General features: G+C 65.3%; 17 protein-coding genes and 3 pseudogenes. 1 reads left to right on the top strand and 19 read right to left on the bottom strand.

The features are described 5' to 3' along the window. Positions 1–42: 42 nt before the first annotated feature. From ACPEE0_RS07060 to ACPEE0_RS06995, 14 genes and pseudogenes are all read right to left on the bottom strand, one after another. Positions 43–2,597 (bottom strand): annotated as a pseudogene (locus ACPEE0_RS07060) (bifunctional lysylphosphatidylglycerol flippase/synthetase MprF). Beyond that, complete coding sequence (locus ACPEE0_RS07055) at positions 2,579–3,892, bottom strand: alpha/beta hydrolase (protein ID WP_424574209.1); 1,314 nt, start codon at positions 3,890–3,892, stop codon at positions 2,579–2,581. Before ACPEE0_RS07055 ends, ACPEE0_RS07060 begins: the two are co-directional and overlap by 19 nt. A 5-nt stretch (positions 3,893–3,897) precedes the next feature. Beyond that, a pseudogene (locus ACPEE0_RS07050) lies at positions 3,898–4,330 on the bottom strand (DUF2550 domain-containing protein). 10 nt (positions 4,331–4,340) lie between these two features. Then, positions 4,341–4,625 carry a F0F1 ATP synthase subunit epsilon gene (locus ACPEE0_RS07045; protein ID WP_009356490.1) on the bottom strand — a complete coding sequence of 95 codons (285 nt, stop codon included), beginning with the start codon at positions 4,623–4,625 and terminating at the stop codon, positions 4,341–4,343. Position 4,626: 1 nt separating this feature from the next. Beyond that, positions 4,627–6,081 carry a F0F1 ATP synthase subunit beta gene (gene atpD / locus ACPEE0_RS07040; protein WP_407709634.1) on the bottom strand — a complete coding sequence of 485 codons (1,455 nt, stop codon included), beginning with the start codon at positions 6,079–6,081 and terminating at the stop codon, positions 4,627–4,629. A gap of 78 nt (positions 6,082–6,159) precedes the next feature. Continuing rightward, positions 6,160–7,049: pseudogene (locus tag ACPEE0_RS07035) on the bottom strand (F0F1 ATP synthase subunit gamma). Between the two features lie 72 nt (positions 7,050–7,121). After that, complete coding sequence (gene atpA / locus ACPEE0_RS07030; protein ID WP_424574208.1) at positions 7,122–8,759, bottom strand: F0F1 ATP synthase subunit alpha; 1,638 nt, start codon at positions 8,757–8,759, stop codon at positions 7,122–7,124. 78 nt (positions 8,760–8,837) lie between these two features. Beyond that, positions 8,838–9,665 (bottom strand): F0F1 ATP synthase subunit delta, encoded by an 828-nt coding sequence (locus ACPEE0_RS07025; RefSeq protein WP_424574207.1) that lies wholly within the window; start codon positions 9,663–9,665, stop codon positions 8,838–8,840. Continuing rightward, positions 9,665–10,216: a F0F1 ATP synthase subunit B gene (locus ACPEE0_RS07020; RefSeq protein ID WP_009356485.1), complete on the bottom strand. Its 552-nt coding sequence runs from the start codon at positions 10,214–10,216 to the stop codon at positions 9,665–9,667. Before ACPEE0_RS07020 ends, ACPEE0_RS07025 begins: the two co-directional genes overlap by 1 nt. 52 nt (positions 10,217–10,268) lie before the next feature. Next, a complete protein-coding gene (atpE, locus tag ACPEE0_RS07015) occupies positions 10,269–10,472 on the bottom strand; it encodes an ATP synthase F0 subunit C (protein ID WP_009356484.1) in 204 nt (67 codons plus the stop codon). Between the two features lie 107 nt (positions 10,473–10,579). Next, a complete protein-coding gene (gene atpB, locus ACPEE0_RS07010; protein WP_035751787.1) occupies positions 10,580–11,380 on the bottom strand; it encodes a F0F1 ATP synthase subunit A in 801 nt (266 codons plus the stop codon). 81 nt (positions 11,381–11,461) lie between these two features. Continuing rightward, positions 11,462–11,800 (bottom strand): AtpZ/AtpI family protein, encoded by a 339-nt coding sequence (locus tag ACPEE0_RS07005; protein ID WP_009356482.1) that lies wholly within the window; start codon positions 11,798–11,800, stop codon positions 11,462–11,464. Then, complete coding sequence (locus ACPEE0_RS07000; RefSeq protein WP_133346265.1) at positions 11,793–12,275, bottom strand: hypothetical protein; 483 nt, start codon at positions 12,273–12,275, stop codon at positions 11,793–11,795. Before ACPEE0_RS07000 ends, ACPEE0_RS07005 begins: the two co-directional genes overlap by 8 nt. Positions 12,276–12,384: 109 nt before the next feature. Then, positions 12,385–13,497 (bottom strand): MraY family glycosyltransferase, encoded by a 1,113-nt coding sequence (locus tag ACPEE0_RS06995; RefSeq protein ID WP_424574206.1) that lies wholly within the window; start codon positions 13,495–13,497, stop codon positions 12,385–12,387. A gap of 299 nt (positions 13,498–13,796) precedes the next feature. On the opposite strand from ACPEE0_RS06995, the gene ACPEE0_RS06990 reads away from it, so the two are divergent. Beyond that, positions 13,797–14,681 (top strand): glycosyltransferase, encoded by an 885-nt coding sequence (locus ACPEE0_RS06990; RefSeq protein WP_424575253.1) that lies wholly within the window; start codon positions 13,797–13,799, stop codon positions 14,679–14,681. Positions 14,682–14,706: 25 nt separating this feature from the next. Here the strand turns inward: ACPEE0_RS06990 and ACPEE0_RS06985 are convergent, their stop codons facing one another. The 5 genes from ACPEE0_RS06985 to rho all read right to left on the bottom strand — a co-directional run bounded on the left by ACPEE0_RS06985 (position 14,707) and on the right by rho (position 20,637). Then, the gene (locus ACPEE0_RS06985) at positions 14,707–15,465 is read right to left on the bottom strand and encodes a WecB/TagA/CpsF family glycosyltransferase (RefSeq protein ID WP_009356478.1); all 759 of its coding nucleotides are present in this window, start codon (positions 15,463–15,465) and stop codon (positions 14,707–14,709) included. Beyond that, complete coding sequence (locus tag ACPEE0_RS06980; RefSeq protein WP_424574205.1) at positions 15,462–16,274, bottom strand: L-threonylcarbamoyladenylate synthase; 813 nt, start codon at positions 16,272–16,274, stop codon at positions 15,462–15,464. The genes ACPEE0_RS06985 and ACPEE0_RS06980 overlap by 4 nt, the downstream gene beginning before the upstream one ends. 12 nt (positions 16,275–16,286) lie before the next feature. Further along, positions 16,287–17,159, bottom strand: coding sequence for a peptide chain release factor N(5)-glutamine methyltransferase (prmC, locus tag ACPEE0_RS06975; protein ID WP_424574204.1), 873 nt, complete (start codon positions 17,157–17,159; stop codon positions 16,287–16,289). 12 nt (positions 17,160–17,171) lie between these two features. Beyond that, positions 17,172–18,245 (bottom strand): peptide chain release factor 1, encoded by a 1,074-nt coding sequence (gene prfA / locus ACPEE0_RS06970; RefSeq protein ID WP_009356475.1) that lies wholly within the window; start codon positions 18,243–18,245, stop codon positions 17,172–17,174. A gap of 262 nt (positions 18,246–18,507) precedes the next feature. Beyond that, entirely contained in the window at positions 18,508–20,637 is a 2,130-nt protein-coding gene (gene rho, locus ACPEE0_RS06965; RefSeq protein ID WP_424574203.1) for a transcription termination factor Rho, read from the bottom strand. Positions 20,638–20,738: the final 101 nt, after the last annotated feature.

The raw sequence follows: 20,738 nt of genomic DNA, 5'->3' as shown, positions 1-20,738 counted from the left end.
CGGCATTTAATCCGCAAGTTTTATGTCTATTGCCAATTGCCTTTACTTGACCAGTTTGCTGACCAGCCGTGCACCCTGCGGCAGGGAAAGCCCGGGCAGGTACGCGCGGGTCAGGGCGCGGCCGATGGCCGGCAGGTGCAGCGGGTCCTGGTAGTAGAGGTACAGCGCGCGGTACTCCGGCTTGAACCGCGACTTGAACGCGGCCAGGGAACGGAAGCCGTACACCGGCTCCAGCGCATGCCCCACGAGATCGAGGATGCGGACCAGGTTTTCGGCCCCGTCCCGGTTCCCGCTGCTGTCGTTGGCGCCGCCGTGGTTGGCCAGCGGCGAGCCGGACAGGGAGATCACCTCCACCGATCCGCGCAGCTCCAACACGGCCGAGGCAATGAGGAATTCCATGACGCCCGGAAAACCTTCCGTACTCCGCCGCATGACGTCCAGCGTCCTGCTGACCAGCCGCCCGCCGTCGTACACGGGAAGCCAGCTGGTCACGCCGTGGACTGTACCGTTGCCGTCGACGGCAAGGCAGCACAGGACCTCGTCGTCGTCCAGCTCGTCCACCCCGCCCAGGGTGAAGCCCATTTCAGGGACGGACTTGTTGGCCGCCCACTCCTCCGAGACCTCGTTGAGCTTTGACCGCAAAGCAGCCGGCAGCGAGTGGTATGGACCCCACACCGCCTCAACCCCCAGCTTTGCCGCCCGGTTCAGCGCTGTCCGCACGTTCTGCCATTCCTTGCCCTTGAACTCCAGCTCCCGGATTGCGAGCCTGGTCTCCTGCGCGACCGGCACCCGGGCGAACCCGCGCTCCTGCAACGCCGGCCACATGGAGTCGTCGCAGGAGTACAGCGCAGGAATCAGGGCCTGGCTGCCGCAGAAGGCCAGGAACCCCTCCGTGACCGCCTGCTGTGACTGCCGCGGCCCGATTGCCCCGCCCAACGTCAATGCCACGCTGCCGTGCCGCTGGTAGGCAACCGCACCCTGCCCGTCGGGGCTGAACCAGTAGGTGTTGGGCTCCCACAGTGCCATCCAGGACAGCGGGCCGCCGCCCTGGTGCAGCAGCTCCCGGGCCCTGGCGCGGTCCTGCCATCCGGAGTCGTGGCCATGGTGTCCGATCAGCACCCACCACACCGCCACCAGCGCCACCACCCAGAACACGGGACCCGAGTAGGCAAACAGGACCGCCTCCACGCTGTTGCGGTCGGCAAAGACCCGGTGGTAGTGCTGCGGGATGGGAACCGGGACGTACTGCCTGGCGAGCTCGGCGAAAAGTCCCAGCAGCCCGCCGTCGCGTTCCAGGCCGCCTGACCAGAACCATGCGCCGGCATAGGCGGTGGCCAGGACCCCCCACGTGCCGCCGGCCACCAGGGCCAGCGTCCGGCGGGCAGCAGGGAGCGTCTGCACCCGGAACTGCCGCCGGTTGAGCCACAGGACCACGGCGAGCAGGAGGGGCACGACGACGAGCGGCAGCACGTGGGCGAAGGCCGATCCCATGGGTGCGGCCTGCGGCCCCTGCGGGCGCGAGGGGACCAGCGCAAAGAGCGCGAGGTAGACGGCGGCCAGTGCCGTGACGGCCAGCTGGATGGCGATTGCGATGTTCAGTGCAAGCCTCCGGCCGCGGCGCATGCCGTCGGCACAGATCAGCAGCAGGAGAACCGGGACAACGGCCAGCGCCAGCCCGAACGGGCCGGCAAACCCTGCGCGTCCGGCTTCCAGGCAGGAGGCTTCAACGGTTGCCCCGCAGTTCAGGGCAAGCTGGCTGAGCGTGGGCATCGGGTTCAGAACCACGTCGCGCAGCAGTGCCAGCGGCCCGGTGGGTGACCGCGCGATGCCGGTGAGGATGGGCCCCACAGCGAAAACGGCAACGGTCAGCGCAAGGAGGTTCCTCGTCTCCCGGCCCGTGGACCGGTGCCGGTGCAGGTGGCCCTGGTCGCCCTGGATCCACCAGCCCGCCAGCAGGCCCAGGAGTGCGCCGAGCAGGCCGATGACCGTTTCCGCGTGTCCCACGTACAGGACCAGCAGCAGCGAAACGGAGATCACTGCCGTCCGCAGCCGCCGCTGCCACAGCACCGGCAGCCGTGCACTGCCGGCCAGTCCTGCTGCCAGGACCGGTCCATAGGGCCCGATCAGGATGTCGTCCACCATCTGGTCCAGCCACCCGTCGCCGGCGTACTCCGCCAGCTGGGTTATGAGCAGGAACAGCGTCACCGCGGCGAACTGGCCGCCAAACAGCAGGGCGGCCGCCGCCCGGGACCCGAGTTCCGCTCCGCAAGCCCCAGGAACACGATGATCATGAGTGACGCTGCCAGGTACGCCAGGGGGTTGGTCGCGAAAAAGAGGCTGGTGAAGAGCTGCCACCAGTTGCCGTCACGGAGACCCTGCCCGCTGACGCCGGCCAGCTCCAGGAGGTGCTCCGGCGGCCCTGCCAGGTAGCTGCCTGTTACCGCGCCGGCCAGCACGAACACCGCAAGGACGGCCAGGCTGAACGGCACGGACCGCAGCTCGACGGCGGCACGGGCCAGTGCGGGCCGGAGCACGGTGTCCCAGGCCAGTGCCGTGGTGCGGACCTCCCTTTCGGGGCTCACCGCCGAAGCCCCCATCTGTCCATGAGGAAATCCAGGGCATCGGCAATCCGCCGCGAAGACGTATCCCAGGAATGGCCGGTGTTCTCCACTTCATACGCCCGAACGGTGAATCCTGCGCTTTCCGCTGCGGTCGCCAGTGTCCGGAGGTACCCCACGAACTCTGGATCGTTCTGTCCGGCCGTCAGGTAGAGGCCGCTGCCTTCGAACCTTTGCTGCTTCATGATGGCCAGGGGGGTCTGCCGGTTGAAGGCCTCCGGATCCCCGGGGAAGGCGGCGTCGATGGTTTTCTGCCGTTCCTTGGCGATGGCCGGTTCCGCTTCAGCCGAGAATGCCAGCGCTGCAGGGAAAAGCTCCGGGTGCCTCGTGGCCAGCTGCACCGCGCAGGTGCCGCCAAAGGAGAAACCGCCCGTCGCCCACCGGCTGTGGTTGGTGTCCACCACCAGCGTGGAGCTGATCCAGCCGGTGACATCCTTGATGAGGTAGGTATCGGCACGGGCAATCCGGCTGTCCATGCACATGGTGTTGGCCGACTGGGAACCGTTGGGGTCGGGAATCACCACTACCGGAGCCACCCCGCCATGTGCTGCGGCGTAGGAGTCCATGTGGGCCTGGATGGTCCCGCCCGTGAGCCAGTCCGCCGGGCCGCCCGGCTGCCCTGCAATCAGCACCAGCACCGGAAGGGCCGGACGGTTGGCGGCAAAGTACGCGGGCGGCAGGTAGATGTAGGCTTCCCGCGTGTCCATCCCGGACAGCGTGCCGGGTATGGAGGCCCTGCGGAGGGCTCCCCCGGCCGGAAGTTCGCCCTGCGGGCTCCAGCTGTCCAAGGAAGCGCCGTCGGGCTGGCCGGGCTGGCGCATCAGTCCGGCTTCGAGGGCGGGAATCCGGGACAGGGCTGTTCCCAGGAGGTCGCTGACGGTCCTGTTCAGCCCGAAGTAGGCGTTGATCTGCACTGAGGACAACGCGACCACCAGGAGCGCGGCCAGGACGGCGGTCCCACGCCGCGGCCAGCTCGCGTGCGGAAGGCGCATCAGGCCCAGGAGCATGGCGGCGACGGCGGGGACCACCCAGAGCAGGACGGTGTCCGGAATGTTCTCGGGGAAGACTGTGAAAACGTTGATGAGGGCCCAGTGGACGGTGGCGACCAGGGCAAAGGCGGCAGCCGCGGCCGCGATGATGCGGAAGATCCAGCGGCGGACGTTGGGGGACGCAGGGGGCGGCAGCAGGAGGTAGCCGGCGCCGGCCAAACCCAGGATGAGGGCTGCCCAGTACAGGGGGCCGTCAATCAGCCTGACGTCGTATAACCAGTCCACGCCGGCTAGCGCCAGGTCCCTACGCCGATGACCGGGCCGGCCTCCAGCCATGAGGACAGGCCGGTGTAGGCGTCGAACTTCATGGCGAGCCGGAGGTCCTGGCCTTCATAACGCAGTTCAACGATCACGACGTCGGGCTGGACCTTGACGGCCTCGGCATCCGTGGGCTTGCGGCGGCCAAGGAGTTCAAGCGAGTGGCGCTTGAACCGGTGTTTGGGGCGGACACTGAGCGAGAGCAGCCGGAACCACTCCAGGTCGTTGTCCTGATAACGACAAACCCCCATCTGCCAACTGTTTCCAGCCATGCAGATGGAGGCGTCCACCGTGCCGAGGGCACGCCGCAGGTTGAAGCGGCGCACCCCCCGAAAGGCACAGTGCAAAAATCAGCAAACCAAAGGCGGTTGCCAGTGCGATGAACGGAAGACTAGATGCGTCCATCAAGGTGATGCTAGCGGATCCCAGCGGTGGCCGACTCACCCAGGTGGGCGTTGTCAGCCACGATAACCACGCGGTTGTTGTCAACGGAGAAGAATCCGCCGTCGACAGCTACTGCAATACGGTCACCGGACACCGGCTGGATAGCCAGCTCACCTTCGGCCAGGATCGCCAGCAGGGGCGAGTGGCCGGGCAGGATTCCGATTTCACCATCGCTGGTGCGGGCCTTGACCATCTTGGCCGCTCCGGACCACACGAAGTGGTCCGCTGCGACAATCTCAACCTCAAGCTCAGCCATATTACTTGGTCTGTTCCTGGATCTTGGCCCACTGGCGCTCAACGTCATCCAGGCCGCCGACGTTGAAGAACGCCTGCTCTGCGATGTGGTCGAGGTCGCCGTCGCAGATGGCAGCGAAGCCTTCGACGGTGTCCTTGATGGAAACCGTGGAGCCTTCAACGCCGGTGAACTGCTTGGCGGTGTAGGTGTTCTGGGACAGGAACTGCTGGATGCGGCGTGCACGGGACACGACGATCTTGTCCTCTTCCGACAGTTCGTCAACGCCGAGGATGGCGATGATGTCCTGGAGTTCCTTGTTCTTCTGCAGGATCTGCTTCACACGGACAGCCGTGTTGTAGTGGTCCTGGCCGATGTACTGGGGGTCCAGGATTCGGGAGGTGGACGTCAGCGGGTCAACGGCCGGGTACAGACCACGGGAGGCGATTTCACGGGAAAGTTCCGTGGTCGCGTCGAGGTGTGCGAAGGTGGTTGCCGGTGCCGGGTCGGTGTAGTCATCTGCGGGAACGTAGATGGCCTGCATCGAGGTGATGGAGTGGCCCTTGGTGGACGTGATGCGCTCCTGGAGGAGGCCCATTTCGTCAGCCAGGTTCGGCTGGTAGCCCACGGCGGAAGGCATACGGCCGAGAAGGGTCGAAACCTCGGAACCTGCCTGCGTGAAGCGGAAGATGTTGTCGATGAAGAGCAGCACGTCCTGGTTCTGCACATCGCGGAAGTACTCCGCCATGGTCAGCGCGGACAGGGCCACGCGCAGACGCGTTCCCGGCGGCTCGTCCATCTGGCCGAACACAAGGGCGGTGTCCTTGAGGACGCCTGCCTCTTCCATTTCAACCCAGAGGTCGTTGCCTTCACGGGTACGCTCGCCAACACCGGCGAATACCGAGGTACCACCGAAGTTGCGGGCAACACGGGTGATCATTTCCTGGATCAGAACGGTCTTGCCCACGCCGGCGCCGCCGAAAAGGCCGATCTTTCCACCCTTGATGTACGGGGTGAGGAGGTCGATGACCTTGATGCCGGTTTCCAGCATCTCGGTGGAACCTTCGAGGGAAGCGAAGCTCGGTGCCTTGCGGTGGATGGGCCAGCGTTCGCTGATCTGCAGTTCCGACTCGGCAACGTCCAGGGGCTGGCCCAGGACGTTGAAGATGTGGCCCTTGACGCCGTCGCCGACGGGCACGGAGATCGGGGCACCGCTGTCCACCACGGACGTGCCGCGGACAAGTCCGTCGGTTGCCTGCAGGGAGATGGCGCGGACGAGGTTGTCACCCAGGTGCTGGGAGGTCTCGAACGTGATGGTCTTGGTCTCACCGTTGAGAGTAATCTCGGTGGTGAGTGCGTTGTAGATCGACGGGATTGCGTCAGCCGGGAATTCGACGTCGACAACCGGGCCGATGACGCGCGCAATACGGCCGGTGGCACCGGTCGTTGCGGCTACGTTTTCGGTAGCAGTGGCAGTCATCTCTCTCACTTCACTCAGTAGATGGCGTGGGGTTAAGTTTATCTGTGTGGTGCAGGTTCAACGGAACCGCGGCCAGGCCTATGACGCGAGGGCGTCGGCGCCGGCAACAATCTCGGAGAGCTCCTGCGTAATCTCGGCCTGGCGGGCCGTGTTGCGCAGACGCGTGTACTTCTTGATCAGGTCCGTGGCGTTGTCCCTGCCGACTTCATCGCGCGCTGGCGCGCGGCCAGTTCGGATGCAGCGGCCTGCAGCATGGCTGCGAACAGCCGCGATTCGATGTAGCGCGGCAACAGGGCATCAAGAACCTGCTCGGTTTCCGGCTCGAACTCGTACAGCGGCAGCAGGTCCGACTCGGAGGCGGCTTCCTCTTCCACTACCTCCAGGGGCAGCAGGCGGATGACCGTGGGCTCCTGGGTAACCATCGACTTGAAGCGCGTGTAGACAACGTGGATCTCGTCCACGCCACCGTCTTCGTAGTCCGTGGCGAAGTCGGCCAGCAGAGCCTCCCCGATTTCCCGGGCAGTACTGAACTCGGGCGCGTCGGTTCCTCCGGTCCAGACCCGCGCGTACTCGCGGTTCCGGAAATCGAAGTAGGCCTGCGCCTTGCGGCCCACGAGGTAGGTTTTGACTTCCTTGCCTTCAGCGTGGAGAAGCTCGTTGAGACCTTCCGCCTGCTTGAGGACACTGGCCGAGTAGGAACCTGCCAGGCCACGGTCCGAGGTGATTACCAGGACTGCGGCACGGCGGATCTGCTCGGGCTCGGTGGTCAGCGGGTGGTCGATTTCGCTTTGGCTTGCGACAGCAGAAACGGCACGCGTGATCGCGTTCGCGTAAGGCAGTGAAGCTGCTACGCGCGCACGGGCTTTACCGATGCGCGAGGTAGCGATCAGTTCCATCGCCTTGAAGATCTTGCGCATCGACGTGGTCGAGCTGATCTTCTGGCGGTAGACCCGAATCTGGGCTCCCATACTTATCCTTTCCTAACATTCCGTAAACCGGGTGTGCCGGACCCTGCGGCCCGGCACACCCGGTGAGCGGAACTAGCGCTTCTGCTTGACGATCTTTTCCTGGTCAACGTCGCCCTCGGAGATGGACTCATACTCCTCGTGGCCGGCACCTACCAGGTGGTTGTCGCCTTCACCGAAGAAGCCCTTCTTGAAGTCGACGATGGCGGACTTCAAAGCGGCTACGGTGTCGTCGTCCAGCACGTTGGTCTGGGCCAGCGTGGTGAGGATCGAGGACTTGCGGCCCAGGTGGTCCAGGAACTCGCGCTCGAAGCGGCTGATGTCCTCAACCGGAACGTCGTCCAGGTAGCCGTTGGTACCGGCCCAGATGGAGACAACCTGGTTCTCAACCGGGAATGGTGAGTACTGGCCCTGCTTCAGCAGTTCCATCAGGCGGGCGCCACGGGTCAGCTGCTGGCGGGATGCGGCGTCCAGGTCCGAAGCGAACATGGCGAATGCCTGCATGTCGCGGTACTGGGCCAGATCCAGCTTCAACGTGCCGGAGACCTTCTTCATGGACTTGACCTGCGCGGCACCACCAACGCGGGACACAGAGACACCCACGTCAACGGCGGGGCGCTGGTTGGCGTTGAAGAGGTCCGACTGGAGGAAGATCTGGCCGTCGGTGATGGAGATGACGTTGGTCGGGATGTAGGCGGAAACGTCGTTCGCCTTGGTCTCGATCAGCGGCAGGCCCGTCATGGAACCGGCACCCAGTTCGTCGGAGAGCTTCGCGCAACGCTCCAGCAGGCGGGAGTGCAGGTAGAAGACGTCGCCCGGGTAGGCTTCGCGTCCCGGCGGACGGCGGAGGAGCAGCGACACTGCACGGTAGGCCTCAGCCTGCTTGGACAGGTCATCGAACACGATGAGGACGTGCTTGCCGCCGTACATCCAGTGCTGGCCGATGGCCGAGCCGGCGTACGGTGCCAGGTACTTGAAGCCTGCGGGATCGGAGGCAGGGGACGCCACGATGGTGGTGTACTCCAGCGCGCCGTTGTCCTCGAGGGTCTGGCGGATGGCGGCGATGGTGGACGCCTTCTGGCCGATCGCCACGTAAATGCAGCGGACCTGCTTGGTTACGTCGCCCGAAGCCCAGTTGGCCTTCTGGTTGATGATGGTGTCGATCGCGATCGCGGACTTGCCGGTCTGGCGGTCACCAATGATGAGCTGGCGCTGGCCGCGGCCGATCGGGATCATGGCGTCGATGGCCTTGAGTCCGGTCTGCATCGGTTCGTGGACAGACTTGCGCTGGGTCACGCCGGGAGCCTGCAGCTCCAGTGCGCGGGTGGTCTCAGCCTTGATCTCGCCGAGGTCGTCGATGGGCACGCCCAGCGGGTCAACTACGCGGCCAAGGAAGGCGTCGCCCACGGGCACGGACAGAACCTGTCCGGTGCGGTGGACTTCCTGGCCTTCTTCGATGCCGGTGAAGTCGCCGAGGACGATAACGCCGATTTCGCGGACGTCGAGGTTCTGGGCCAGGCCCAGGGTGCCGTCCTCGAAGCGCAGCAGCTCGTTCGCCATGACCGAGGGGAGGCCCTCAACACGGGCGATGCCGTCACTAGCGGTGGTTACGCGGCCGACCTCTACGCGCTCTGCGTTTCCGGGTTCGTAGGACGCCGCGAACTCGTTCAGCGCATTACGGACGTCGTCGGCGTTGATGGTCAATTCGGCCATCTGCAGTCCCTGCTCTCCTGTTTTGTGATCACCGTGAAGGTGACCGGGGTTTCTATCAGTTTGTTGGTGCTTGTCCGGCTAGCCGGCCAGCTGGCGTTGCAGCTCGCCCAGCCTGGTGATGACCGAAGCGTCGAGCACTTCGTCACCGACCTGGACGCGGATTCCGCCAATGAGTGCTGGATCAACGTTGACGTTGATCTTCAGTTCCCGTCCGTACATGGCATTCAGGCCCGCCTGGAGGCGTGCCAGCTGCGTCTGCGTCAGGGGACGGGTCACGCTGACCGTTGCGATCCAGCGCTGCTGCCGCTTGGCCGCCAGTTCGGCGAACCGTTCAACGAGCCGGGTGGGCTTGATGCCCCGGGGCTGGGAAACTGCCTGGGTGATGAGGACTTTTGCTTCCTCACCCACCCCGGGCACCAGCTTCGCGGCCAGGGTAGCCTTGGCGGCTGCACTGGCCTGCGGCTCGGACAGAGCACGTTGTACCTCGTGGCTGGAGGCAACAGCCTGGTTGAAGGAGAACAGTTCGTTCTCCAGCTCTTCCAGGCCAGTGATTCCGGAGGCAGAAACGGCCGACTTGTTTTCAGCAACGGAAATGACCACCGTTGCGGCAAGAGTCTCGAGTGCATCGCCGATATCGCGCGCCGATGCCCAGCGTGAACTGGCCAGTCCGGATGCGATCTCTGCAGCATCAGCGGAGACTTTCCCGCCAACCAGCTGCCTGACCAGCGCCGACTTTTCGTCACCGGAACGCGACGGGTCAGTCAGGGCGCGGCGCAAGCCAGCCGAGCTGTCCACCATTTCCAGAATTCCGAAGAGTTCCTTTGCCAGCTGCAGCGACGCGGTGGGAAGCTTGGCTTCCAGCGCGACCAGCGCTGTTGCCAGCGATTCGCTCGATACGCCTGCCATTACTTAGCTGCACCTGCGTTCTGGGTCTCCAGATCTGCCAGGAAACGGTCAACTACCCGTGCTGCGCGCTCATCGTCGTTGAGCGATTCGCCCACGATGCGGCCGGCAAGGGTGGTGGCCAGGGTGCCTACCTCTGAACGCAGGGACACAACGGCCGCCTGGCGCTCTGATTCGATCTGTGCGTGGGCCTGCGCGGTGATGCGGGCAGACTCTGCAGCTGCCTTCTCCTTGAGATCCGCAAGGATCTGGGCACCCTCCGCGCGGGCTTCCTCACGGATGCGGTTGGCTTCGGTGCGGGCGTCGGTCAGCTGCTGCTTGTACTCTTCGAGTGCAGCAGACGCCTCAGCCTGGGCCTTTTCAGCCTTTGCAATGCCGCCTTCAATAGCCTCGGCACGCTCGGCGAAGGTCTTTTCGAACATCGGGACAACGAACTTGACCACGATGAACATGAGGATGGCAAAGCCCACGAGGACAACGCCCATTTCCCAGATGTTGGGCATCAGGGGATTGACTTCGCCCTCAGTGGCGGCTGAGATGATCAGCTGAGCCATTTTTTCACCCGTCCTTTTCTACTCGGTTCTGTAAGTTCGCTTCGTTCCAGGACTAGAGAACGAAGGCGAAGACCAAGCCGAGGATGGCGAGGGCTTCAGTCAGCGCAAGGCCGAGGAATGCGATCGGCTGCAGCACGCGCTGAGCTTCAGGCTGACGGGCAACGCCGTTGATGTAAGCAGCGAATACGAGGCCAACACCGATACCACCGCCGATTGCGGACAGACCGTAACCTACGAGGTTGAGATTGCCTTCCATTTTTCTTCCTTTCAAGATGCCACTTCAGTGGCAGGTTGTTTGGGTTGCTTCATCCCCCGCGAAGGGGAAGTCTGTGTGCCGGCCGGAATTGGATCCGGCGGCAGTGCCTAGTGGCTGTCGGCGTGCAGTGCGCCTTCGATGTAGATCGCGGTCAGCAGGGTAAAGACGTACGCCTGCAGGACCATGATCAGCGCCTCGAGCATGTACATCGCGATGGCACCTGCCAGGACCAGGACCGAGGTTCCCTTGAGCAGGATGTTCTCCTGCATGACCAGGTATTCGATGCCGGAGCCGGCGATCATCACGATGAGGTGGCCTGCGAGCATCGTGGCGAACAGACGGAGGCTGTGCGTGACGGGCCGGACCAGGAAGTTGGAGATGATCTCGATCGGGATGACGATCGGAAGGATGAACCACGGAACACCCGAGGGGACGGTGGCCAGCTTGAAGTAGCGCAGGCCGTTCTTCTTGACGCCGATGGCGATCCAGGTGAAGTAGACGAGACCGGCCAGCACGTAAGCGCCACCAACGTGGGAGAAGGTGGGGAGCTGGATCAGCGGGATGGCGCCATAGATGTTGTTCACCAGGATGAAGAAGAACAGGCTGAACAGCAGCGGGACGTACTTGATGAAGTCCCTGCCGCCGATGATGTCCTTGGCGATTCCGTTGCGGACGAAGCCGTATGCGGCCTCGCCGGCGAACTGGAGCTTGCCGGGTACCAGCTGCTGCTTGCGTGCGGCCAGCACGAAGAAGGTGGCGATAATGGCGACAGAGAGGAGGACCAGCAGCATCTGCTTGGAGAATCCTTCTGCGGCACCCCACGGCAGGATTGCCGGCAAATGCATTTCGTTAATACCAGGAGGAGCGAACTCTCCTGAATCTTGGGCCGGGAGCGCAAGCGCGATCAACGCGTTTCCTCTCTGCAGTGTCCATCATTGGGCGTTGGGCGGGGACCGGCAGCCTGACGGCCTGCTGTTCCCCCTGTGAAATTATTTGGCATTAGTGTCGCCGTCCGTGGACGGTCCGCTGGCAGCAGGACGCTCACCAGCATTTTTACGAGAACTGGTGAGGCCATGCATGTGGGAAAGGTAAAAACCTCCGACGGCTCCAAGCAGAGCGCCTGCGAGCACAATCCAGCGCGTTCCCCACAGATAATCCAGTCCCCACCCTATCAAACTCCAGACGATGATTCCGCCAATGATGTAGCTGAAGACGGCCATCCCGGCGTTGTATCCGCCGTCGGAGTTGTCGCTGGAGACACCAGGGGCGGAGCGGCCGGATACGGGCTTGCCGGCGGAGGCTTTTCCGGACTTTTTGGGGTCACGCATCGGAGGCTTCCTTGGTTTCTGGATCGTTGTAGATCTGCAGGCGGGCTTTGCTGAAACCATAGAGCTCAGCGGCCTGCCACAGAACGACGGCGGCCACGGCACCTGCAACAAACCAGCGGCCGTGCAGCCATTGCGGGGCTCCCACCACGAACAGAACCGCGGCGAACCCCACCACCTTGATGAAGTAGGTGGCAACGAACACGCCGATGGCCCCGGAGGGATTGCTGCGCCCCACGAAGTGGCCCACCAGGAGGCTTATTCCGAAGAACAGCATCACCAGCAGGCCGCCCAGCAAGGCGGAGACCGCCCCGGCGGAGCCGTCCAGTATTGCGGCAGCCCCGGCGCACAGCACCAGTCCCGCCGCCGCGGCCGCGGAGCTGAGCTTCAGGAGATGCAGCCACAGGGACCGGGTGGGACCGGAAGCACCAACGGGTCCTTTGCCGGACGCAGGTCCGGACTCGGCGTTGGAGGTCATGCGATCCCAATCGTCGGTACCTCAAGGCTGTAAACCACAAGGCGGGGTGGAGGGTCAGCTTTGGCTGCCCCTAAATTCTACATGAGATAGAAATGATTCCGCACCGGGGTTACGCCGGAGTTTCCTCGTTACGGCGCGCGAGGTAGGGCCATGCCGTGACAAGGCCCATCACCAGGGTGGCGAAGAGGTCCACGGCAAGGACGATCTGCCACGGGAAGATGGCAAAGGCCAGTCCCCCGAACGACAGCACCACGGTCCAGAGGTACATCAGGACTACGGCAGTGCGGTGCGAGTAGCCGATGTCCATGAGCTTGTGGTGCAGGTGGCCGCGGTCGGCTGACCACGGCGACCGGCCGCGCGCGGTCCTGCGGACCACCGCAAGGCCCAGGTCAAGCAGCGGCAGGAACAGGACGGCAAACGGCAGCAGGATGGGAATCACGGTGGAAATACCGTTGGCCCGGTCATAGAGCCCGCTGGTGATCTGGCCGGTGGAGACCACACCGGCGGAGGCCATGAGCAGCCCGATCAGCATGGCGCCGGAGTCCCCCATGAAGATTTTCGATGGAAACCAGTTGTGCGGCAGGAAACCCAGGCAGCTGCCCACAAGGACTGCGGTGATGAGGGTGGCGAGGTCCGAGTAATCCAGGAGGACAGCGTTGCGGTGCACCCAGTACGCCGTGAAGAAGAACGCCGTGCCGCCGATGATGGCCACGCCGGCGGCAAGTCCGTCCAGGCCGTCAATGAAGTTGAAAGCGTTCATGGTGGTGACGATCAGGCCCGCAGTGAGCACCACCCGGATGGTTTCGTTTTCCAGGTAGATGGGTTCCGGCACCCAGGGCACGATGGTCATCTGGACGCCCCACACCGCCACGGTCAGGGCGGCGGCACTCTGGCCGATGAGCTTCACCCACCACCGGATGTCCAGCAGGTCGTCCGCCACGCCCACGAGGACAATCACGGCAGCGCCGGCGAGGACGCCCCACGGCGAAAAGTTGTTCCGGTAGATGTCCTTGACGAAGAAGGACTGGCTGGCAACGATCAGCGCCACCATCACGCCCAGGAAGATCGCGACTCCCCCGAGCCTCGTGACGGGTGTTGAATGCATGTCGCGGCTGCGGATGGGCAGGTGCAATTCGAGCCGGTGGCCCACCACGCGGGCACCCCAGGTGGCGGCATAGGACACGACGGCAGCCGTCAGCCCCATGAGCAGGTACATGATCATGGGGTGGTGGCCGTTTCAACTGGAGTGGACATGCAGCGGAGCAGCGTTGGCGGCTGTACCCCGGCGGGTGGGCTCACTGGCAGGGATTCTGTTCTTCGATAAATGAAACTTCTCCGTCGCCGAGCGCGCAGCAGGCAGTGTGCAATGGCTGGTACGCAGTGCCTTACAGGGCTGTATTACAGTGGACTCTAGTCAAAGATACTAGCGCCACCGGCTTCATGGCTCCGCGCCACACGGCGCATTACGAGCGGGGAACTCCCTGACAGCCATGCTGAAAGGACCCGTCATGACCCCCCCGCATTGCAGTTGCCGCCGTCACCTTCAACCGCCCGCGGGAACTGGCTGTGCTGCTGGATTCGATCAACGCGCAGACGGCTGCGGTGGACACCATCTGCCTGGTGGACAGCGGAACGGAGCCGTCGCGGGAGGTTGCCGGCCGGCATGACAATGTCGACTACGTCAGGTCGGAGGCCAACCTGGGCGGAGCAGGCGGTTTCGCGCTGGCCGCGCTCAAGGCGGTGGCCAGCGGTGCCAGGTGGATCTGGATGATGGATGACGACGCCGAACCAACGGATCCCGAATGCCTCGCAACCCTGCTGCGGGAGGCGGAGGCGCGCGACCTTGAGGCGGTCGTCCCACTGGTGACGGCCCCCGGCCATCCCGACCGGCTGTCCTTCTTCTTCCGCCTGGACGGAAAAGTCACCCACAGCAGGGCCGAGGTTGAGAAGCTGGGGTTCCTGCCCAACGACGGGCACTTCTTCAACGGCGCGCTGATCCGTTCCGACGTCTTCTTCAAGGTGGGCCTGCCCGACATGCGCCTGTTCATCCGCGGCGACGAAGTGGACTTCACCATCCGGCTCCGGAAAGCCGGCATCCGCTTCGGGACGGTGACCACCACGGCCATTACGCATCCGCATGCCTTTTCCGAGACCCAGCACGTCTACGGCGCCCGCTGGCACGTCATCGTTCCCGAGAATGCGTTCAAGAGGTACTACTACTACCGCAACCGCGGGTACCTGATCCGGCGCTACTTCCGTGTCCGTTCGCTGGTGGCCGATGTGGGCGGTTACGCGGGCTATTTCCTGCAGCGGCGGGACCTGGCAGGATTCCTGGGCTGGGCCTCGTCGTTCAGCAAGGGCCTGCGGGGCAAGGGCTTTGCTCCGCTGGAGGACCAGAAGTTCTAGGCCACGGCCTGCAGTTCCTGCGGCCTTACCTCCTGCGCAACCGCCGGCCGGCCAGCAGCCACAGCAGCACCCACGGCTCACCAAAGACCCGGTAGGCGACACGACGGGGATGCAGGAGCAGGCGCCAGGCCCATTCGAGGCCAAGGCGCCCAAGCCAGCGGGGAGCCAGCTTCTGGACACCCGCCAGCTGTTCGATGGCGCCGCCCACGGCACAGTAAACGGCGGGAGGCAGCGCTTCCAGCCGGCGCTGGAGGACTTCTTCCTGCAGCGGCATGCCAAGCCCCAGCAGGACAAGCTGCGGCCGCTGGCGGTGCAGCCACTGAACGGCCGCATCCTCCAGGCCGGGGTTCCAGTTCTCCCCCGGGAAGCCGGACACGTTGGCGCCGGGAACAATGGCCTTCAGCCTGGCTACCGCACCCGCATTCGCCTCGGCACCGGCTCCCACGACGGCGATGCGTTCCAGTCCCTGCACCTGGTCCAGGGCGGGTAGCCAGTCCGTTGATCCCAGGCGGTAGTCCATGACCGGGCCCTCGGCGTTGCCGGTCCTCCCCCACAGCCACAGCACCGGCGCACCGTCAAGGAGCACCACGTCGCTGCGCTCGTACAGGGTGCGGAAGCCGTCGTCGGACAGCGTCAGGGTGACGCTGTGCAGGTTGTGGCCGAGGACCGTCCGGGTGGATCCGTCCTGGATGTAGCGGCTGAGCGCCTCCACCAGCTCGGGTACCCGCAGCGGGGTTGCATCAACCTCCAGGAACGGGATCTGCTGGCGTTCCAGGGTCGTCAAGGCTGCGTGTCCGGGCCGGCGACGGCTGCATCGTGCGTCCCGGAAGCACCGTCGCCGGGCGTTACAACGGAGGAGCCTCCGGCAGCGGCAGGGGCAGCCGGGGTTACGTGTGGCTCCTCAGCAGCCGGCTCCTCCTCCGCCATGGGAATTTCGCCGAGTCCAAGAACGCCCGGCACGTGTTCGCGGAGCTGGTCCAGGCTGATGGCGCCATTGCGGACTACCCGGAGCCGCGGCCCGGTGGCATCCACGATGGTCGAGGCCACCGCCGCTTCGCCCTCGGCGGGACGGAAGCCGCCTTCCAGGTAAACCTCCACAGAGTCGGCCAGCTGCTCGCGGGCGGCCGCGGCGGTCTGTGCCGGCGCGTGCCCGGTGCGGTTGGCGGAGGAAACGGCAAGCGGCCCGGTGAGGGTCAGGAGCTCCTGGGCGATGTCGTCCGCAGGCATCCGCAGTGCAACAGTTCCCTTGGTTTCGCCGAGGTCCCAGTCCAGGGACGGCTGCGCGTGCAGGATCAGGGTCAGGCCGCCGGGCCAGAACGCCTCGGCGAGCTTCCGGGCATCAGCGGAAACATCCGTGGCCAGGCCGTCCAGGGCATTGATGCGCGGAATCAGGACGGGCGGCGGCATGGTGCGGCTGCGTCCCTTGGACACCAGTAGCATGGTGACGGCCTGCGGCGAGAAGGCGTCGGCGGCAATGCCGTACACAGTGTCGGTGGGAAACACCACGCACCTTTTTTCGCTGATGGCGCGCTGGGCATGCTCCAGCCCCTGGGCGCGCTGGTCGTCAACGGTGCAGTCATAGGTTGTGGTCACTGGCCTATTCTTTCATTCCGGATGGTGCTGGTCCGCGAGCACGGCGCTGGTGGCGCGCTCCTTGTGGTTCAGGTCCATGTGCGTGGTGATGTTGCGCCATATCCCCGCGCGGCCCATCATCGCGGCTATCCAGCCGGCCTGGACCTCTGCGTGCTCCATGACAAAGAAGCCGCCGGGCCGCAGCAGCCGGGCGGCCGAGGCCGCTGCCGCCGTCGGAAGTTCCATGCCGTCCGCTCCCCCGCCGTACAGTGCTTCCGGAGGGTCGTGCAGCGCGACCTCGGGCTCGTTGGGGATGGCTTCTGCGGGGATGTAGGGCGGGTTTGAAACCACGACGTCGAAGGTTCCGTTGAGCTCCGGCAGTGCGGTCCGCAGGTCCCCCAGCACCAGGTGGACACCCAGGGGCGCGAGGTTCTTGGCCGCCCAGGCATGCGCCAGGGGGCTGTATTCGACGGCGTGGACCTCCGCGCCGGGCACCTCATGGGCGATGGAACCGGCGATGGCCCCGGATCCGGTGCCGAGGTCCACGATGCGGGGCGAGGGCATCCCCTTGACGTGGTCGATAACGAGCTGGGCCACGGACTCCGTCTCCGGCCGCGGAATGAACACCCCGGGACCCACGGCCAGTTCGAGGTAGCGGAAATGCGCCACCCCGGTGATGTGCTGCAGGGGGACCCGGCCGGCCCGCTCCGCCACCAGCTCCGCGTAGCCCTCGGGAGCGGGCGTATCACCCAGCATCATGGCTCGCAGCCGGCCAAGACCCACCTTCAGGAGGTGGTCGGCCAGCAGTTCGGCATCGACGCGCGGGCTGGGGACACCGGCGTCGCGAAGGATGGCAGTGGCCTCGCTGACTGCTGCAGCAAGGGACTGGCCCGGCCCGTTGGTCATACCCGGCAGGAATTAATCGTTCAGGGCGTCCAGGCGCGCCTGCTCGTCCATCTCGATGGCGGACTGGATGACGGGCTCCAGGTCGCCGTTCATGACCTGGTCCAGGTTGTAGGCCTTGTAGCCTGTCCGGTGGTCCGCGATGCGGTTCTCCGGATAGTTGTAGGTGCGGATGCGCTCCGAGCGGTCCATGGTGCGGATCTGCGACTTCCGCTGTTCGGAGTTGGCGGCGTCGATCTGCTCCTGCTGGTGGGCCAGGATGCGGGCGCGGAGGACACGCATGCCGGCTTCGCGGTTCTGCAGCTGCGACTTCTCGTTCTGCATGGCAACGACGATGCCCGTGGGCAGGTGGGTGATGCGGACGGCGGAGTCCGTGGTGTTCACGGACTGGCCGCCGGGGCCGGACGAGCGGTACACGTCGATCTTCAGGTCGTTCTGGTTGATCTCGAGCTCTTCGGGCTCATCGACTTCCGGCAGGACCAGGACGCCGGCCGCGGACGTGTGGATACGGCCCTGGGATTCCGTGACGGGAACACGCTGCACCCGGTGCACGCCGCCTTCGAACTTGAGCCGGGCATACACACCCTCGGCGGGGTCGTTCGAGTTGCCCTTGACGGCCACCTGGACGTCCTTGTATCCGCCGAGGTCCGACTCGGTGGCGGAGATGATTTCGGTCTTCCAGCCGCGGGACTCCGCGTACCGGGTGTACATGCGCAGGAGGTCGCCGGCGAACAGTGCGGCCTCATCGCCGCCTTCACCGCCCTTGACCTCAAGGATCACGTTGCGGGCGTCGTCGGGATCGCGCGGAATAAGCAGGCGGCGGAGTTTCGCAGCAGCAGCCTCCAGCGAAGCCTCAAGCTCGGGCACCTCGGCAGCGAACTCGGGGTCCTCGGAAGCCATCTCCTTGGCGGCAGCGAGGTCGTCGCGGAGCGCCTCCCACCGGTGGTAGGCCTCAACAATGCCATTCAGCTGAGCCGACCGCCGCCCCAGCTTCCGGGCAAGCCGCTGGTCAGCATAAACAGCAGGATCCCCCAGCTGCGCCTGGATGGAATCATGCTCATCAAGCAGGCCCTGTACGGACTCAAACATTTTTCAAAACCTCTTTCGACTTGTACAAGTCTAGTAACCCGAGGGCGAAGGTAGACAAACGGGGATGGTGGCCTTGCTGGTAGGCGTTCGGTTTTGCCGCCCCGGGTGTGGCAGGTGACGTGCGGTCGTCGTCGCATTTTTTGCCGGCCAGGGAGTGGCATCGGGCCTGTCGGAGCGTTGCGGCTGACGTACGCAGTACGTCAGCCGCAACGCGAAGGGGCGGGGCCGGCAAAAAATGCGACGACCCCACCCCTCAACTCAGCTATTTGTCGTTATCCGACTTCGCGCCAAGCGTCGTCTTCTGGACCTGCATGAGGAACTCGACGTTGCTCTGGGTTTCGCGGATCTTGTTGGTGAGCAGTTCAAGGCTCTGCTGGGTCTCGAGTCCGGAGAGGACGCGGCGCAGCTTCCACATGATCTTGACTTCTTCCGGCGAGAGCAGGTTCTCCTCACGGCGGGTACCGGACGCGTTGACGTCCACGGCGGGGAAGATACGCTTGTCGGCCAGCTGGCGGGACAGGCGGAGCTCCATGTTGCCGGTCCCCTTGAACTCTTCGAAGATGACCTCGTCCATCTTGGATCCGGTCTCCACGAGGGCGGTGGCCAGGATGGTGAGCGAACCGCCGTTTTCGATGTTGCGGGCGGCACCGAAGAAGCGCTTGGGCGGGTACAGGGCTGCAGAGTCCACACCACCGGACAGGATACGGCCGGAGGCCGGCGCTGCCAGGTTGTAGGCACGGCCCAGGCGGGTCATGGAGTCCAGCAGGACCACCACGTCCATGCCCATTTCCACCAGGCGCTTGGCGCGTTCGATGGAGAGTTCGGCCACGGTGGTGTGGTCATCGGCGGGGCGGTCGAAGGTGGAGGCAATGACCTCGCCCTTGACGGTGCGCTGCATGTCCGTGACTTCTTCGGGGCGTTCGTCAACCAGCACCATCATGAGGTGGACCTCAGGGTTGTTGGTGGTGATGGCGTTCGCGATGGACTGCAGGATGAGCGTCTTTCCGGCCTTGGGCGGGGAGACGATCAGGCCACGCTGGCCCTTGCCGATGGGTGCCACGAGGTCGATGACGCGGGGGCCGATCTTCTTGGGATCGGTCTCGAGGCGCAGCCGCTCGGACGGGTACAGGGGAACCAGCTTCGCGAATTCGACGCGGTCCTTGAGCTCTTCGGCGGTCTTGCCGTTCACGGACGTGACGCGGACCAGGGCGTTGAACTTCTGGCGGTTGGACTGCTGGCTGCGGTCCTCGCCGTCGCGGGGTGCGCGGATGGCGCCGACGACGGCGTCGCCCTTGCGCAGGTTGTACTTCTTGACCTGGGCCAGTGAGACGTAGACGTCGTTCGGGCCGGGCAGGTAGCCGGAGGTACGGATGAACGCGTAGTTTTCCAGGACGTCCAGGATGCCGGCGACGGGCAGCAGGACGTCGTCCTCGGTGATCTCGACGTCGTCGACGTCGGGTCCCTGGGCGCGTCCGCGGCGGCGGTCGTTGCGGTCGCGGAAGCGCTCGTTGCGGGAGCTGTCGCGGTCCTGGCCGCCGGAGCGGTCATTGCGGTCGTTCCGGTCGCGGCGGTTGCGGCGGTTCCTGCGGCTGCCGCCGTCGGTATCGTCGTTGTCGTCGCGGCGGTTGTCGCGGGTGCCTTCGCGCTGGCCGGCCTCGCGGCTGCCTGCGTTGTCGCGGCCACCGTCGGAATCGCGTCCTGCGGTGTCCCGCCCGCCGCGGGTGCGGCCTTCGCGGCGGTCGGTGCGCTGGCCGGCTTCGGCGGAGTCTGCGGCGGGCGCTTCGGCGCGCTCAGCGGTGCGCTGCTCCGCGGGAGCCTGTTCCGGTGCGGCCTGCTCGGCCGGAGCCTCGGCCGGGGCTTCCTGCACGGCAGCGGCTGCTTCGCCGCGGCGGCGGTTGCGGGTGCGCGGCTGGCGGCGCTCGGGTGCGGCTTCCGCTTCGGCGGCTTCCGGTGCGGCAGGGGCCTCCACCGGAGCGGGCGCTGCCGGCGCCTCAGCAGCTGCTTCGGTTGCTGCCGGGGCAACCACGCCGTCGCTGACAGCCCGGCGGCTGCGGCCGCGGCCGCGGGTCCGCGGGGCTTCAGCGGCAGGGGCCTCCGCAGCTTCCGGTGCGGCAGCAGGCGCGGCGGCAACAGGAGCAGCCGTGGCCGTGGCCTTTTCAGCAGCCCTGGCCGGTGCCTTGGTGGTGGGGGTGCCGGCGCGATGGGCGGAAATCGCCGTCACCAGGTCCCCCTTGCGCATGCGGGAACCGCCGGAGATACCAAGCTGGCTGGCGAGGGCCTGCAGCTGGGCGAGCTTCAGGCCGGCAAGGCCGCTGCTCTTGGCGGGTGCTGCCGGCGATTCGGCTGCTGAAGATAGTTCCACAGCTGGTGACAGCTCAGTGGTTTCGGTCACGAAGGATCCTTCCCCTCGACGGCGTCCAGACTGGGAGCTGGACGCGATGATTTGATCTGGGCTGCAGTTCAGATCTGCAGCCGGGATTTCGGCCTTGCCGG

Origin of the sequence: Arthrobacter sp. SD76 (assembly GCF_049726125.1) — a bacterium.
Taxonomy (GTDB): Bacteria; Actinomycetota; Actinomycetes; order Actinomycetales; family Micrococcaceae; genus Arthrobacter; species Arthrobacter nitrophenolicus.
This window is presented reverse-complemented; position numbering and strand designations above follow the sequence as displayed.